This window comes from Lentilitoribacter sp. JB5-8 (assembly GCF_055693385.1).
In genome coordinates this window covers 2,579,542-2,593,847 of record NZ_CM146332.1, presented here as the reverse complement: position 1 = coordinate 2,593,847, position 14,306 = coordinate 2,579,542, and the positions used below count along the sequence as shown (strand labels likewise).

The window sequence follows — 14,306 nt, the reverse complement described above, 5'->3', positions numbered from 1 at the left end:
ATCCTATTCAGCGGCTTCTGTGGGTTGAACACGTTGTTTGTTGTATGCGTCTTTTTCATCGTCATCGATTTCAACGATATACGGCTTCACATCCTGCTTGCGGCTTTCTGGCAATCCGTTTTCACCCTTTTTAAGAAGTGTGTGGCAGAACCAGTTTTCATCATCTTTTTCGTATTCAACGCGGTTGTGATAAAGGCCCCAACGGCTTTCTGTTCTATAAAGAGATGCAGAAGCAGCCATTTCTGCGCAATCCATAATGGTCGAAGCTTCCAGTGAACGCATGAGTTCGTGCGCATTTTGCACATACATGGCATTCTCCATGTCATCGCGAACTTCAGTAAAACGACGCTGAGCTGTTTCCATCTTGGCCGTGACTTTCGGCGGCTGCAGATAATCATTGACCAATCGGCGCGTTTTAAATTCGATCTGATTTGGCGGGATACCATCATCACGCTTAGTCGGTGCCAAAACGCGATTGCGTTCAGCCTCAACATCACCTTGATCGAATTTTGCAAAATCAACATCTTTGATGAAATCGACGGCATCAAGGCCGGCGAATGCACCATTGGTAAAGGCGCCAAGCATATAATTATGCGGAACATTGGCCATATCACCAGCTGCATAAAGTCCTTTAACGCTGGTGCGGGCGTGTTCGTCCACAAAGACCCCAGAGGCTGAGTGACCAGAACAGAACCCAATTTCAGAGATATGCATCTCAATCATTTGCTTGCGATAATCCGTGCCACGGTTTTTATGGAAATGACCGCGGGTCGGACGCTCAACAATGTGTAAAACGCGTTCGATTTCTGCAACGGTCTCTTCTGCTAGGTGGTTGAGTTTTAGATAAACCGGGCCTTTTCCGGACTGTAATTCATCATAAAACTCTTGCATCATTTGACCCGACCAATAGTCACATTCAATAAAGCGTTCGCCTTCGGCGTTGGCTGTATATCCTCCCATTGGACCTGCCACATAGGCACAGGCCGGGCCGTTATAATCCTTGATTAAAGGATTGATCTGATAACATTCTAAATTCGCTAGATCCGCACCCGCGTGATAAGCCATGGAATAGCCTTCACCGGTGTTTGTTGGGTTCTCATAGGTACCATACATATAACCTGATGTTGGCAATCCCAATCGCCCAGCAGCACCTAGGCACATCACGACCGCTTTGGCGCGCACGACCAGAAATTCAGCATTTCTTGTGTTCACGCAAATCGCACCAGCGATACGACCTTCACCCGTTAACAAACGCGTTGCCATGTAGCGGTTTGAGATATTGATCCGCGCTTTTCGTAGCTGACGGTAGAGTGCTTTTTTTACTGTGTCACCATTGGGCATCGGCAATACATATGTTCCGATATGGTGGACTTTTTTAACGTCATATTCGCCGTTTTGGTCTTTTTGAAAACGGATGCCAAAACTATCAAGCTCTTGGATGATTTCATAACACCCTTCGGCATAGCGATAAATCGGTGCTTGGTCGACAATACCGTCATTGGCGATAGTGATTTCTTTGGTGTATTGCTCTGGCGTTGCGTGGCCAGGGATAATTGTATTGTTGAGCCCGTCCATACCCATAGCAATAGCGCCTGAGCGCTTTACATTGGCTTTATCAAGAAGAACAACGTTTGCTTCTGGATTTTTACGTTTGGCTTTTAGTGCAGCCATGGGGCCAGCTGTGCCGCCGCCGATGACCAAAATGTCACAATCTATTTGACTAATGCCATCCAGAATCTCATCCATTGTTCACTCCTAGTCTGTTCATAAAATCAGATTGCGCCGTTCCGCAATTCGATAATGTCAATTTGTTGTCATCGTCGTTGAAAGTTCTTTGAGGTAGCCAAAAGGGTAAATTGCCCGCTCATGACCATCTGAAAATTTAATGTTCAAACTGGCATGGCCCAAAACGCTGATATCCGTGATTTGAAGGTCGTCGGATACAGGGTTTTCTTTCCCATCGTAGCGCGCGCGTTTTGAAATCGCATCCTGTGCATTTTGTCGAAGGTGTTTGGCCGTCACTGTACTCTCATCTCCATCAGACCATGTGATAAAAAGTGTTTTGTGACCTTCTTTTACATTGAGCGCAGTTATCATTTTCCCAGCCTATTTTCCTAAGTTGCACTCATCCTCAATGATATTTGTGCACTGCAATAGCAATTTATTGACGGACGGAGATTTTGTTGTCGGTTAAACGGTGGGAAAGAAATGGAGAGAATATGACCTACGCTGTTACTGACAATTGTGTTGGATGCAAATACACCGATTGTGTTTCCGTCTGTCCTGTTGATTGTTTTTACGAAGGTGAGAACATGATTGTTATTCACCCCGATGAATGTATCGATTGTGGTGTTTGTGAACCCGAATGTCCTGCGGACGCGATTATTGCTGATACCGAACCAGGCGCTGAAAAATGGGTTGAGATCAACGCCAAATATGCTGAGATATGGCCAGTGATCACTGACGCGAAGGATCCATTACCGGACGCACCAGAGCTTGATGGTAAACCCAACAAATATGAAACAATTTTTTCTGCAAATCCTGCTGCATAAATCTTAAGAGGCGCAAAATGAATTTACATAGCTTACCCGATGCACAAACAGTTCAATCCGTACACCACTGGACTGATAGTCTTTTTTCATTTCGTGTGACGCGCCCGACTAGTTTGCGATTTCGTTCAGGCGAGTTTGTTATGATTGGGCTTCCTAATGAGGATGGTAAACCGATCTTACGTGCTTATTCCATTGCGTCTCCTTCATGGGATGAAGAGTTGGAGTTCTACTCTATCAAAGTGCCAGATGGACCTTTGACATCCCGTCTTCAGAAAATTCAATCTGGTGATCAGATCATTCTAAAAACGAAGCCTGTTGGCACATTGGTTTTAGATGCATTGGTGCCAGGTAAACGTTTATGGATGATTTGCACAGGAACTGGTATTGCACCGTTTGCGTCCCTTTTGCGAGATCCTGAGACTTATGAGCAATTTGACCAAGTTGTCGTTGCACATACTTGCCGGACCAACGCTGAACTTGAATATGGGCGAGGGATCATTGCAGAACTTCCATCTGATCCGCTTATTGGTGAGATTGTGCAGGATAAGATCCTATATTATCCAACCACGACACGAGAGCCATCTGATAATATGGGGCGCATTAGTGATCACATTCGCGATGGTTCTGTTTTTGATACACTAGGAATAGGCGGTTGGGACCCTGAAATTGATCGTGTGATGATTTGCGGCAATCTTGCGCTTAATAAAGATATTATGGCCTTGTGTGAAGAAGCTGGCCTCTCAGAAGGTGCGAATAGCAAGCCAGCTGAATATGTGGTTGAGAAAGCTTTTGTCGACTAATTGGTGATGTCTGAGAGATCTGAGAGACTTTTCAGGTCAAGATTACCAATTTTAAGCTCGGTAGCAGTTAAAAATGCAGGGGTTCCACGGATCTCTAATTCAATGGCGATATCGCGATTTGTATTGATGATTTGGCTGATCTCGTCTGCATTGAATTTTTCCATGATCTTTGCGTGATCAAGGCGCAACTCATTTGAGGCTTTTTCAAATGTCGCTTCATTGAGCGGTCTGCGACTGGCATAGAGCTTTTTATGCATGGCCTCATAGCTTTCGGCGCCATACACCATGTTGGTTGCAAGTGAATAGCGACTGGCACGTTCAGAGGAAGGTGTGAGTATCGGCAGATGTTTTTTGATTATCGCAACATTGGGATTTTCATTCACAAAAGTTTCTAAAGTTGGGACAATTGATTTGCATACTGCACAGCGATAGTCGAAAAATTCAATCAGCTTAATTTTGGCATCTTTATTACCGATCACCAGATCCGTATCAGTTGTTATAAGTTCTTTGTAGACAGGGGCGACGCGCTCAGCCATTTGTCGTTCGGCTTCTCGTTCGCCCAGTAACTCCATCGCCTCCAAAATAATTTCTGGATTGTTTAAAAGGTAGTTTCGCACCTTTTCGTTAAATTCGTTATCTGTCAGGGATTGAGCCGCAAGGGGCGCTATAGTCATACTTATACACAACAAACTTAAATATGCTGCCTTTACCAGGGTTTCTGCGCGTTTCATCAACATTTGCCTCTTTATTGTGCGGATGATTACGAGTTTAGTTGCAGTGCAGCAAATCTGAATGACAATTAGTTGTCAATTGCAATTACACGATAACGTGATTTTGCTAAATTCTCAGTTTTTTTGAGGTTGCATTCTTGAACAGATATAAATTTGTGTCACAGTATTGATATGAAAACCTTTGTTCACCAGAAGCAAGTACGACAACGCTGGTTCACCATGCGACAGTATTTTGCGGTTTGCGTGAAGGTTGATTTTTCTCAAGACGAAATAGAATCCATTACGCGTGATGCCCTTCAACGGCAGATCATTTTAAACCGTGTGCCGGCGGATGATATCGTGACGGAAAATTTGGATATTTATGCGCTCACGGTTGCGCATCTCTTAGACCATAGGCTTGATTGCCATTGCTGCGAAACGCACAAAGCTGCTGTTGAATATGAACAACAGCTTAGAAAAGCATTAGCAGCTCTTGAAGTGCAATTAGAACGAAAATTGGTCGAACCCCATTTATAATAGGTGGTTAAAAATTCGCAATTTAGTCTTAAGTTTCGAACGGTGGTTGGTTAAATGTCGCCGCGTTCAACCATCTTATCGATGTGTTTGGAGGTTAGTCTGATTGCGCGTTCAATGTTTTCACGTTCTGCATCAAATCGTGTTGATGGAACAGGAACCGATATTGCATGTACATCGCCGGCCCAATCTTTAAATGAAAATCCTATCGCAGAAATTCCATTTGTATGGTCATCAGCATCATAGGCCAAACCATCTTCGCGAATGCGTGCAAGGTTTTCCATAAACGCTTCAATATTTCCATCCACATTCCAGCGCTCCCATTCGTCCAAGATTAATTCTTGAGCTTTGTCGTCTTCAAGAGCTGATAGACATGCCCGGCCATTGGCTGTCGTAGTGAGGGGGAAAACTTCGCCGACTGATGAAATCGTGCGTAATCGATGGGTCCCCGGGACTTGATCTAGAAAGATCATTGCGCCGCCACGCAAAACAGATAAATCCGCTGTTTCCCCGGTTTCATGTGTGAGCTCTGTGAGAAGTAGGCGGCATTGTTCGACAATATTATATTTGGTTGCATCGCCTAAAGCTGTGAGCCCCGGTCCAAGCTTTAAACCACCGCCATTTGAATCTGAGATGATAAACTGTTCGGCTTGTAAAGCGCTAACAATTCTCTGAACTGTGGATCTAGGTAGATCAATGCGGTTAGCGATCTGGCCTAAGCTCATGCCTGATTGATTGTTCTTTAATGCGCGCAATATATCCGCTGCGCGGGATATCACCTGTACACCGCTGCGTCCTTGATCTCGTCTGTCTTGATCACGGCGGTCTTGATCTGATTCTTTTCGCTTCAACATGCTCTCTCACTCATAGATTCATCCACAATATGGGCTCTGTTACACCATTAACCCGTAATGCGATACAGAAAACCCACGATAGCGTAAAAATTACTTGACCGCAATACGGTACGCATGCATCAATATGTGAGACAGGCAAGAAGATGATCAATATGATGACTGCCTCAGACTATTAAATTTCGTCGTAAATTTACGACAGGTGGAGGAAAAACATGGTTGAAGTTCGCGGTATAGAATTCCAGGCAAATACAGATAACGACATGGGGATTGAGTTTTATAACTTAAGCCACAGATATGGTTTCCAGTGCCCAAACTGGCCTTATTTTAAAGATGTTGCCATTGAGCGTAAGCATTATATGGCTAAATCAGGCGTACTAAGCCAAACGATCACTACAACCATGCACGTAACGACACATATTGATGCGCCGGCGCATGTGGTGCCAGGAACACCGTTTATTGATGAAGTTCCGTTGCCGCATTTCTTTGGTTCTGGTCTTGTTGTTTCAATCCCTAAGAAGAAATGGGAGCCAATTACTGGCGATGATCTTGAAAAAGCATGTGGTCACGCTATTCGTAAAAACGATGTATTGATCATCAATACGGGCTGGCACAAACAATATGAAGATGGCGATTACTTTGCTTATTGCCCCGGTTTGGTGTCTTCAGCAGCTGATTGGATGGTTGAAAAAGGCATTAAAGTTGTTGGTCATGACACTCAGGCAAATGACCACCCGTTGGCGACCGCGATCGGTCCACAACGTAATGGTCCTATTCTGCCGCATCTAGAAGATGAATATACAGAATGGTCAGGTGGACGTAATTGGAAAGATGATTTCCCTGAGTGGGAACCTGTACATAATAAACTGTTCAGCAATGGTATTTTGGGTATCGAAAATGTTGGTGGTGATCTTGATGCGATCACCGGCAAGCGCTGTACGTTTGCATTCTTCCCGTGGAATTGGGATCGAGGTGATGGTTGTATCATTCGCTTGGTTGCAATGATTGACAAGGGTCAAGGCTATCGCATTGAAGCCGGCGAAAACTTCTAAAAACATACATTCTCGGATCGCGCTCATTAGTTAGCGCGCTCCGAAGCTTATTTGCACCGCTTTGGGAGGAGATAATTGTGCTGCTAAAACGTTTTGAAGATGCTGAAACCTATGAGGCACCAAATCATTTTGGTGTTACAGGTTTACGCTTGCAGGGGTTTGAGGATGGTGGTCCGGAAAACCAATGGATAGGGCTTAGCCAGTTTCTGCCAAATGGTGGCGCGGGGCCAGATTCAACACCATTTGAAAAGGTTTATGTCGTTCTCGAAGGTGAGATGACAGTGATCATTGATGGCCAAGAAACGGTTCTTCGAAAATACGATAGCTGCACGATTGCGCCTAATGAGGTGCGCAAAATCGAAAACCGATCCAACCTGGTTTGCACAATGTTGGTTGTAATTCCATATCCGCCGGAGGCTTAGCCATGACTATTGATGATCCACTTAAAATGTTTGATGTGAAGGGAAAAGTTGCCCTGATTACTGGTGCATCGGGCGCATTTGGTATGGTTGCTGCGCGTGTCTTAGCTGGGGCGGGTTGTAAGCTTGCGCTTGCTGCAGGCTCAAAAGACGCTCTTGGTGAAATTGCCCAAGAGTGCAGGGACGCAGGCGCTGAGGTTTTAGAAATTAATACGCGTCCAAGCGATGCTGATGCGTGTGCTGATATGGTTGAACAAACCGCAAATACACTTGGATCATTGGATATTTTAGTTGTTGCATCAGGCATGAATAAAGTTGCCATGATTGACGACATGGAACCTGAAACATTTACATCTGTTATGGATGCAAATGTAACCCAAAGCTGGCTAATCTCCCAGGCAGCGACGCGCCAAATGAAAGCGCAAGGGAAGGGTGGCAAAATTGTTCTCGTCTCGTCGGCACGAGGACTTCTTGGCCACCCTGCAGGTTACACAGCTTATTGTGCGTCCAAAGCTGCGGTTGATGGCATCACTAAAGCGCTTGGTTGTGAGCTTGGACCAACAGGAATAACAGTCAACGCGATTGCGCCAACTGTGTTCCGCTCTCCGCTTACTTCATGGATGTTTGAAGATACAGAAAAAGCCAAAGCTGTGAGATCAGGCTTTTTAGCTCGTGTTCCAAAAGGCCGCTTGGGTGAACCTGAGGATCTGGCCGGTCCATTATTGTTCTTATCTTCCAAGGCTTCTGAATTTTACACCGGGCATATTCTATACGCAGACGGCGGTTATACAGCGGGATAATTATGGCTAAGACTATTAATATAGCCATTATTGGCGCGGGGTTGATGGGGCACGGGATTGCCTTAACCTTGGCGCGCGCCGGGCATAGTGTGATTATTTATGATCCGACGGAAGATGCACGCAATAGCGTCCATGCACGTATTGCAAATAGCATGGATTTGATGGGGCTTGATCCGAATGAAATATCAAAGGCGATAGCGAAAGTTACAACGCGTGATACGATCGCAAGCAGTGTTCGCCGAGCTGATATTGTATTTGAAGCGGCTCCTGAAAAGTTGGATCTTAAGCAGTCGATATTTGCTGAAATTGAAACACATGCGCCTAAGACATGTATTTTAGCTTCCAACACATCCGTAATGCCAATTACAAAAATCATGTCGCAGCTTCGTCACAAGTCGCGCGCGATTGGGACACATTGGTGGAACCCTCCGCATATGATCCCACTTGTTGAAGTGGTCAATACCGAATGGACAGACCCGCGTGTTGCCGATCAGATGATGAGCTTATTGAAAGACGCAGGCAAAACACCCGTGTTGGTGAAAAAGGATGTTCCTGGATTTATCGGAAATAGATTGCAGCACGCGCTTTGGCGTGAGGCGATCAGCCTTGTTGAAAACGGTATTTGCGATGCGCAAGCTGTTGATACGGTAGTTAAATCGAGTTTTGGGCGCCGATTATCGGTTTTGGGCCCATTGGAAAATGCCGACTTGGTCGGAACAGATTTGACCCTCGATATTCACGATAATGTTTTATTTGATTTGGAGAGTGAGCAAAAGCCATCTTCTTATCTCCAGACATTGGTGGATGAGGGCAAACTTGGCATGAAATCGGGAGAGGGATTTCAGTCATGGACAGAGGCAGAAGCTGCGGAAGTTCGCGAGCGTGTTGCCAGTCATCTTAAAAAACTAGATGGGATTTTGCCTCAGTAGTTTCTTAGATTTTAAAAGGGAGAAGGAAGATGAAGAAGAGTAAACCAAGTGTGTCAAACAATGTGACACGTCGTAAATTTATAACCGCAAGCGCCGGCATTCTTGCAGCACCTGCTATTTTGAACATTACAAAAGCCTATGCAGATAATCCAACTCTTAAGATTGGACATGTTAGCCCGCGTACAGGTCCGCTAGCAGGGTTTGCTGAAGCGGATGATTATGTTCTTGAGGCAATTGCCAAAACATTTGCTGCGGGTTTAGAAAATAACGGTAAAACATGGAATATTGAGATTATCTCCAAAGATGGTCAATCTAATCCAAACCGAGCTGCAGAAGTTGCCGCCGACCTTATCCTTAGCGATGAAGTTGACATCATGGTTGCTGCTTCAACGCCTGAAACAGTTAACCCGGTTTCAGACCAATGCGAATTAAACGAAGTTCCTTGCATTACCACCGACTGTCCTTGGCAGCCATATTTCTTCGGACGTAATGGCGTTCCTGGTACAGGGTTTGAAAATACGTTCCATTTCTTTTGGGGTTTGGAAGATGTGATCGCAGCTTTCCTTGCTATGTGGGACAAAAGTGGCGTTAAGAAAACTGTTGGCGGGTTGTTCCCCAATGATGCTGATGGTAACGCTTGGGGTGATGCAGAACTTGGATTGCCAAAACCGTTGGCAGCTGCGGGTTATGATCTGATCGATCCAGGCAGATATCAGCCACTATCAGATGATTTTTCAAATCAGATCGCAGCTTTTAAAGAAGCTGGTTGTGAGATGATCACCGGGAATATGATCCCGCCGGATTTTGCAACTTTCTGGGCGCAATGTGCGCAACAAGGATTTAATCCTAAAGTGGTGACCATCGGTAAAGCGCTATTGTTCCCATCGGTTATTGAATCACTTGGTGAACGGGGCAATGGTTTATCATCTGAAGTATGGTGGTCACCTGCGCATCCATTCTCATCATCACTAACGGGTGCGAGCGCGAAAGACTTAGCGGAAGGGTATTCTGCTGCAACGGGTCGTCCTTGGACACAACCAATTGGCTTTAAGCATGCATTGTTTGAAGTGGCAGCTGATGTGATTAAGCGCGCAGATGATCTTGAAGATCCCGCTGCAATTGTTGAGGCCATTAAAGGTTCTAATGTTGATACAATTGTCGGCAATGTGAATTGGGCAAATGGTCCAATCAACAATGTTACGAAAACGCCTCTGGTTGCTGGTCAATGGCAGAAAGATGGTGACGGCATGGATCTTAAGATTGTGGCCAATGAAACAGCACCTGAAATCCCTCTTACAGGTGAATTGTTCACGCTTTAGAGCGAATGCCATAAGACCCGGCATCAATTTTGGTGCCGGGTACAAGATTTTAAAGGATTTACTGTGTCTCCAATTCTGCAGTTAAAAAACGTGACTAAATCATTTGGTGCTGTTGTGGTTGCCGATGAAGTGACATTTGACCTGCAAGAAGGTCAGGCATTGGGGGTTATCGGACCAAATGGTGCTGGTAAAACGTCAATGTTCAATCTCATTACAGGAATGCTGTCACCAAACAGTGGAAACATCATTTTCGATGGTTCTGATATCACAAAGCAAAGTGCTGCAAAACGGTGTCGGGCAGGGCTTGCACGCAGTTTTCAGGTGCCGCAGCCTTTTTCTGGAATGACCGTATTTGAAAATGCGCTTGTTGCCGCAACGCAAGCTGCGGGTCTTGATGGTAAGACTGCCGATGAGTTTTGTCTTGATGTGATTGAGCAAACTGGTTTGATTGCTAAAGCCAATGTTCCGGCCGGTAAGCTGACATTGCTTGAACGTAAGCGTTTGGAACTAACCCGAGCATTATGCGCAAAACCTAAATTATTGCTGTTAGATGAAATTGCAGGCGGGTTAACGGAAGCTGAATGCCATTCTTTGGTAGAGACGATCACCAATATCCACAAATCAGGTGTATCCATCATCTGGATTGAACATGTCGTTCATGCGCTTTTAGCGGTGGTAGATCGTTTGGTTGTGATTGATTTTGGCAAGAAAATCGCTGAGGGCGAACCCAAAGCAATTATGAAAAGTGCAGAGGTTCAGGAAATATATTTGGGGATTGAAGCTGATGCCTAATCATAATGAACCCATTTTACAAATGTCTGGACTTAACGCCCATTATGGCGACTTTCAGGCGCTTTATGATTTAAATATGGATGTTAAGGACGGTGAAGTCTTAGCCATCATTGGAGCAAATGGTGCGGGTAAATCGACATTAATGCGCTCAGTTTGTGGTCTTATAGACAATGAGGCTGCGCAAATACGCTATCGTGGGCAAAACATTGGCAATTTGCGTGCTGATCAAGTCGCTAAGCTGGGGGTCGCGTTGGTGCCTGAAGGGCGGCAATTATTTCCGTCACTTTCAGTTGAAGAAAATCTTTTAATTGGTGGCCAAATTGGACGCGAGGGCGTGTGGTCGTTAAGTCGTGTGTTTGAGTTATTTCCTATCCTCCAAGAGCGTCGAAATGTGCCTTCAACAGCGCTTTCCGGGGGGCAACAACAGATGGTTGCTATCGGACGTGCTCTTATGTCCAATCCTGATCTTTTGCTCATGGATGAGATTAGTCTAGGGCTCGCGCCTGTCATTATCAAAACCATATATGACGCTCTGCCGGGCATTATTGACGATGGCATGAGCGTCATCATTGTTGAGCAAGATATTACCAAAGCACTTTCAGTGTCTTCGCGAGTTTATTGTCTTCAAGAGGGGCGTGTATCACTTGAAGGGCAATCGTCTGCAGTTAGCCGCGATGAGATTTCTCGCGCATATTTTGGGGTGGAATAGGCATGGATTGGATAAATGCTATCATTCAAGGCACATTGCTGGGTGGTCTTTACGCTTTATTTGCGGCCGGCTTATCTCTAATTTTTGGTGTTATGCGTCTGGTTAATATTGCGCATGGCGATTTGATTGTATTGGGTGCTTATCTTGGTTTAAGTACAACTCTTGTTTTGGGCGTGCATCCGCTGCTTGCATTGCTTATTGTTGTGCCATTAATGGCTGGTATCGGCTATGTCCTGCAACGCGGTATATTAAACCAAACACTTGGAACCGATATCCTACCACCGCTTCTTGTAACATTTGGTTTGTCTGTGATCATTCAAAATGGGTTGCTTGAGTTATATACAGCTGATCCGCAAAAGATGAACGCCGGCAGCTTGGAAACTGCAAGTGTTCCTTTGGGTAGTCTTTCGGTTGGAGTTCTTCCGCTGCTTACTTTCCTAATTGCAGTTGTGGTCATTGGTGGCTTGCAGTGGGTATTTTATCGCACAGCCTTAGGCCGGGCTTTTAGAGCTGTGTCTGATAATCAAGATATTGCTCAGCTTATGGGGCTAAATCGACGTCATATTTATGGTCTGGCGATGGCGCTTGCGCTGGCAGTGACCGCAATTGCGGCAATCTTACTTGGTATTCGTACAAGTTTTGACCCATCCATTGGTGGCGGGCGTCTGATCTTTGGATTTGAAGCGGTTATCATTGGTGGTCTTGGCAACCTTTGGGGCACGTTAGTTGGCGGGGTTATTTTGGGTGTCGCTCAAACTGTTGGCGCGAATATAAACCCTGGCTGGCAGCTCTTATCCGGTCACATTGTATTTTTAATCATCCTTGCCATTCGACCAAATGGCCTTTTCCCTAAGGTGAACTGATGGCTGACACAACTTTTCAAATCAAACGTTCCGATAAAACGACACATGTAATGGCGCTTTTGGGTGTCGTGGTGCTCGTGTTGTTAATTGCCGCTCCATATTGGGCAGGGCGCGCTGATATGCGCTTAATGGCAGAATTATTCCTCTATCTTGCTTTGGCGAGTTTATGGAATTTGATGGCAGGGTATGCTGGTCTTGTATCTGTGGGTCAGCAGGCTTTTGTTGGTTTTGGCGGCTACATGCTTTTCGCACTTACCTTGTTTGCAGGACTTCATCCATTGGTCGCAATCGGTGTATCTGGTATTTTAGGCGCACTCATCTCCCTTCCTGTTGCGTTGTTGGTATTTAGACTTCAAGGCGCATATTTTGCGATTGGGACCTGGGTGATAGCGGAAGTCTTTCGACTATCCTTTGCGCAGGTGAGCGCTTTGGGTGGCGGGTCGGGTTCCTCCCTTCCTGTTGCCATTGTTAAATCTCTCTCTAGCAGCCGTTCTGGTCGAGAAGCTTTAAGTTATTGGCTTGCTTTGGGTGCAGCTATTGCGGTCATTGCAGTTGTTTACTTTTTCTTGCGGTCAAAACGAGGTTTGGCGCTCACTGCAATTCGCGATAACGAAACAGCTGCAAAGTCACTTGGGATTGATATTTGGTGGAATAAATTCACCGTATATATAACGGTTTCAGCGTTAACTGCGGTGATCGGTTCGATCATATTCCTTCAAAAATTGCGGATATCACCGGATGCTGCCTTTTCCGTCAATGATTGGACCGCATTTGTGATTTTCATTGTTGTGATTGGTGGAATAGGGACCATTGAAGGCCCGATCATCGGTACACTGATATTTTTCGCCCTGCGAGAAACGCTCGCTGATTTAGGTACAATCTATCTCATGGTCTTAGGGTTGGTGGCAATCATTGTCATGCTCAAAGCACCGCAGGGCGTTTGGGGCTTCGTCCGTTCACGATTTAATTTACAATTATTTCCTTTGGATCGGCGTGTAGAACGCGCAAAGGAAGACTAGGAGTACATCATGGCATCAAAACATAAAACGATCATAACCTGTGCTGTGACGGGTGCTATTCATACCCCAACAATGTCGGATGCATTGCCATATACCCATGATGATATTGCAAGCCAGGCGATTGAGGCGGCCGAAGCGGGGGCTTCCATCTTGCATTTGCATGCAAGAGACAATCAAACAGGTGCACCATCGGTGAATGTCGATGATTTCAATGCCTTTTTACCACGTGTAAAACAGGCAACAGATGCTGTTATCAATATTTCAACTGGCGGCTCGCTAACGCTTTCTATCCAAGACCGTATCAAACCGGCTGCAACCTTCAGCGCTGAAATGTGTTCAATGAACATGGGTTCAATGAACTTTTCCTTTCACCCCCTTGCTAAGCGCTATGGTGATGATGACTGGAAGTTTGATTGGGAAAAAGATTATGTTGCAAATTCAGATGGCAATATTTTTAGAAACACATTTAAAGATATTAAAGAGGCGGCTGAAACCTTAGCACCGCACAACATTAAGTTTGAACATGAATGTTATGATGTTGGCCATCTTTATAACCTTAAATTCTGTGTCGATATTGGGCTATTTAAAGCACCAATATTCATTCAGTTTGTCATGGGCATTTTAGGCGGAATTGGTGCAGATATCGATAATTTGGTCTTCATGAAAAAGACGGCTGACAAGCTTTTTGGCGATGATTATCGTTGGTCGATCTTAGCCGCAGGTTCAGCACAAATTCCAATGGCAACAACTGCAAGTCAAATGGGTGGTCATGTGCGGGTTGGTCTTGAAGATAGCTTGTTTATTAAACGCGGACAATTGGCTGAATCAAATGCTCAGCAAGTTCAAAAAATTCGCAGGATTGTTGAAGAATTGGGTTCTGAGGTTGCCACCCCAGATGAGGCACGTGAAATCCTTGATCTAAAAGGTGGTGATCGGGTCAACTTCTAAGGAGTAAAA

General features: G+C 45.2%; 17 protein-coding genes. 13 read left to right on the top strand and 4 right to left on the bottom strand.

All coding sequences use genetic code 11. The features are described from left to right. Positions 1-3 precede the first annotated feature (3 nt). Both ACZ1GZ_RS12690 and ACZ1GZ_RS12685 read right to left on the bottom strand, forming a co-directional pair. Positions 4-1,746: a fumarate reductase/succinate dehydrogenase flavoprotein subunit gene (locus ACZ1GZ_RS12690; RefSeq protein ID WP_472665244.1), complete on the bottom strand. Its 1,743-nt coding sequence runs from the start codon at positions 1,744-1,746 to the stop codon at positions 4-6. A gap of 57 nt (positions 1,747-1,803) precedes the next feature. Beyond that, positions 1,804-2,097 (bottom strand): gamma-butyrobetaine hydroxylase-like domain-containing protein, encoded by a 294-nt coding sequence (locus tag ACZ1GZ_RS12685; protein ID WP_472665243.1) that lies wholly within the window; start codon positions 2,095-2,097, stop codon positions 1,804-1,806. Between the two features lie 122 nt (positions 2,098-2,219). Here ACZ1GZ_RS12685 and fdxA point away from each other — a divergent pair, with 122 nt between their 5' ends. Beyond that, complete coding sequence (gene fdxA, locus ACZ1GZ_RS12680; RefSeq protein ID WP_472665242.1) at positions 2,220-2,552, top strand: ferredoxin FdxA; 333 nt, start codon at positions 2,220-2,222, stop codon at positions 2,550-2,552. 17 nt (positions 2,553-2,569) lie between these two features. Continuing rightward, entirely contained in the window at positions 2,570-3,352 is a 783-nt protein-coding gene (locus ACZ1GZ_RS12675) for a ferredoxin--NADP reductase (RefSeq protein ID WP_472665241.1), read from the top strand. On the opposite strand, the gene ACZ1GZ_RS12670 is transcribed toward ACZ1GZ_RS12675, so the two are convergent. Beyond that, positions 3,349-4,083: a DsbA family protein gene (locus tag ACZ1GZ_RS12670; RefSeq protein ID WP_472665240.1), complete on the bottom strand. Its 735-nt coding sequence runs from the start codon at positions 4,081-4,083 to the stop codon at positions 3,349-3,351. The genes ACZ1GZ_RS12675 and ACZ1GZ_RS12670 overlap by 4 nt on opposite strands. A gap of 171 nt (positions 4,084-4,254) precedes the next feature. Between ACZ1GZ_RS12670 and ACZ1GZ_RS12665 the strand changes: the two genes are divergently transcribed. Continuing rightward, entirely contained in the window at positions 4,255-4,599 is a 345-nt protein-coding gene (locus ACZ1GZ_RS12665; protein ID WP_472665239.1) for a hypothetical protein, read from the top strand. 50 nt (positions 4,600-4,649) lie between these two features. Here the strand turns inward: ACZ1GZ_RS12665 and ACZ1GZ_RS12660 are convergent, their stop codons facing one another. Continuing rightward, positions 4,650-5,450, bottom strand: coding sequence for an IclR family transcriptional regulator (locus ACZ1GZ_RS12660; RefSeq protein ID WP_472665238.1), 801 nt, complete (start codon positions 5,448-5,450; stop codon positions 4,650-4,652). A 212-nt stretch (positions 5,451-5,662) separates the two neighbouring features. Between ACZ1GZ_RS12660 and ACZ1GZ_RS12655 the strand changes: the two genes are divergently transcribed. From ACZ1GZ_RS12655 to kce, 10 genes are all read left to right on the top strand, one after another. After that, positions 5,663-6,499: a cyclase family protein gene (locus ACZ1GZ_RS12655; RefSeq protein WP_472665237.1), complete on the top strand. Its 837-nt coding sequence runs from the start codon at positions 5,663-5,665 to the stop codon at positions 6,497-6,499. Positions 6,500-6,576: 77 nt separating this feature from the next. Then, entirely contained in the window at positions 6,577-6,921 is a 345-nt protein-coding gene (locus ACZ1GZ_RS12650) for a cupin domain-containing protein (protein WP_472665236.1), read from the top strand. A gap of 2 nt (positions 6,922-6,923) precedes the next feature. Then, positions 6,924-7,718, top strand: a complete 795-nt coding sequence (locus ACZ1GZ_RS12645; protein WP_472665235.1) for an SDR family NAD(P)-dependent oxidoreductase — start codon at positions 6,924-6,926, stop codon at positions 7,716-7,718. A 2-nt stretch (positions 7,719-7,720) separates the two neighbouring features. Next, the gene (locus ACZ1GZ_RS12640) at positions 7,721-8,647 is read left to right on the top strand and encodes a 3-hydroxyacyl-CoA dehydrogenase family protein (RefSeq protein WP_472665234.1); all 927 of its coding nucleotides are present in this window, start codon (positions 7,721-7,723) and stop codon (positions 8,645-8,647) included. A 29-nt stretch (positions 8,648-8,676) separates the two neighbouring features. Further along, positions 8,677-9,966 carry an ABC transporter substrate-binding protein gene (locus ACZ1GZ_RS12635; RefSeq protein WP_472665233.1) on the top strand — a complete coding sequence of 430 codons (1,290 nt, stop codon included), beginning with the start codon at positions 8,677-8,679 and terminating at the stop codon, positions 9,964-9,966. Positions 9,967-10,029: 63 nt separating this feature from the next. Beyond that, complete coding sequence (locus tag ACZ1GZ_RS12630) at positions 10,030-10,758, top strand: ABC transporter ATP-binding protein (protein WP_472665232.1); 729 nt, start codon at positions 10,030-10,032, stop codon at positions 10,756-10,758. Next, positions 10,751-11,467: an ABC transporter ATP-binding protein gene (locus tag ACZ1GZ_RS12625; protein WP_472665231.1), complete on the top strand. Its 717-nt coding sequence runs from the start codon at positions 10,751-10,753 to the stop codon at positions 11,465-11,467. Before ACZ1GZ_RS12630 ends, ACZ1GZ_RS12625 begins: the two co-directional genes overlap by 8 nt. A 2-nt stretch (positions 11,468-11,469) precedes the next feature. After that, positions 11,470-12,330, top strand: coding sequence for a branched-chain amino acid ABC transporter permease (locus ACZ1GZ_RS12620; RefSeq protein WP_472665230.1), 861 nt, complete (start codon positions 11,470-11,472; stop codon positions 12,328-12,330). Continuing rightward, complete coding sequence (locus tag ACZ1GZ_RS12615; protein ID WP_472665229.1) at positions 12,330-13,349, top strand: branched-chain amino acid ABC transporter permease; 1,020 nt, start codon at positions 12,330-12,332, stop codon at positions 13,347-13,349. Before ACZ1GZ_RS12620 ends, ACZ1GZ_RS12615 begins: the two co-directional genes overlap by 1 nt. A 9-nt stretch (positions 13,350-13,358) precedes the next feature. Next, positions 13,359-14,297 (top strand): 3,5-dioxohexanoate:acetyl-CoA acetone transferase, encoded by a 939-nt coding sequence (kce, locus tag ACZ1GZ_RS12610; protein ID WP_472665228.1) that lies wholly within the window; start codon positions 13,359-13,361, stop codon positions 14,295-14,297. Positions 14,298-14,306: the final 9 nt, after the last annotated feature.

What these genes read in the sequence shown, in the direction of transcription:
- ACZ1GZ_RS12690 (WP_472665244.1), bottom strand. Translation starts at nt 1,746, where the DNA reads ATGGATGAGATTCTGGATGGCATTAGTCAAATAGATTGTGACATTTTG.
- ACZ1GZ_RS12685 (WP_472665243.1), bottom strand. Translation starts at nt 2,097, where the DNA reads ATGATAACTGCGCTCAATGTAAAAGAAGGTCACAAAACACTTTTTATC.
- fdxA (WP_472665242.1), top strand. Translation starts at nt 2,220, where the DNA reads ATGACCTACGCTGTTACTGACAATTGTGTTGGATGCAAATACACCGAT.
- ACZ1GZ_RS12675 (WP_472665241.1), top strand. Translation starts at nt 2,570, where the DNA reads ATGAATTTACATAGCTTACCCGATGCACAAACAGTTCAATCCGTACAC.
- ACZ1GZ_RS12670 (WP_472665240.1), bottom strand. Translation starts at nt 4,083, where the DNA reads ATGAAACGCGCAGAAACCCTGGTAAAGGCAGCATATTTAAGTTTGTTG.
- ACZ1GZ_RS12665 (WP_472665239.1), top strand. Translation starts at nt 4,255, where the DNA reads ATGAAAACCTTTGTTCACCAGAAGCAAGTACGACAACGCTGGTTCACC.
- ACZ1GZ_RS12660 (WP_472665238.1), bottom strand. Translation starts at nt 5,450, where the DNA reads ATGTTGAAGCGAAAAGAATCAGATCAAGACCGCCGTGATCAAGACAGA.
- ACZ1GZ_RS12655 (WP_472665237.1), top strand. Translation starts at nt 5,663, where the DNA reads ATGGTTGAAGTTCGCGGTATAGAATTCCAGGCAAATACAGATAACGAC.
- ACZ1GZ_RS12645 (WP_472665235.1), top strand. Translation starts at nt 6,924, where the DNA reads ATGACTATTGATGATCCACTTAAAATGTTTGATGTGAAGGGAAAAGTT.
- ACZ1GZ_RS12640 (WP_472665234.1), top strand. Translation starts at nt 7,721, where the DNA reads ATGGCTAAGACTATTAATATAGCCATTATTGGCGCGGGGTTGATGGGG.
- ACZ1GZ_RS12635 (WP_472665233.1), top strand. Translation starts at nt 8,677, where the DNA reads ATGAAGAAGAGTAAACCAAGTGTGTCAAACAATGTGACACGTCGTAAA.
- ACZ1GZ_RS12625 (WP_472665231.1), top strand. Translation starts at nt 10,751, where the DNA reads ATGCCTAATCATAATGAACCCATTTTACAAATGTCTGGACTTAACGCC.
- ACZ1GZ_RS12620 (WP_472665230.1), top strand. Translation starts at nt 11,470, where the DNA reads ATGGATTGGATAAATGCTATCATTCAAGGCACATTGCTGGGTGGTCTT.
- ACZ1GZ_RS12615 (WP_472665229.1), top strand. Translation starts at nt 12,330, where the DNA reads ATGGCTGACACAACTTTTCAAATCAAACGTTCCGATAAAACGACACAT.
- kce (WP_472665228.1), top strand. Translation starts at nt 13,359, where the DNA reads ATGGCATCAAAACATAAAACGATCATAACCTGTGCTGTGACGGGTGCT.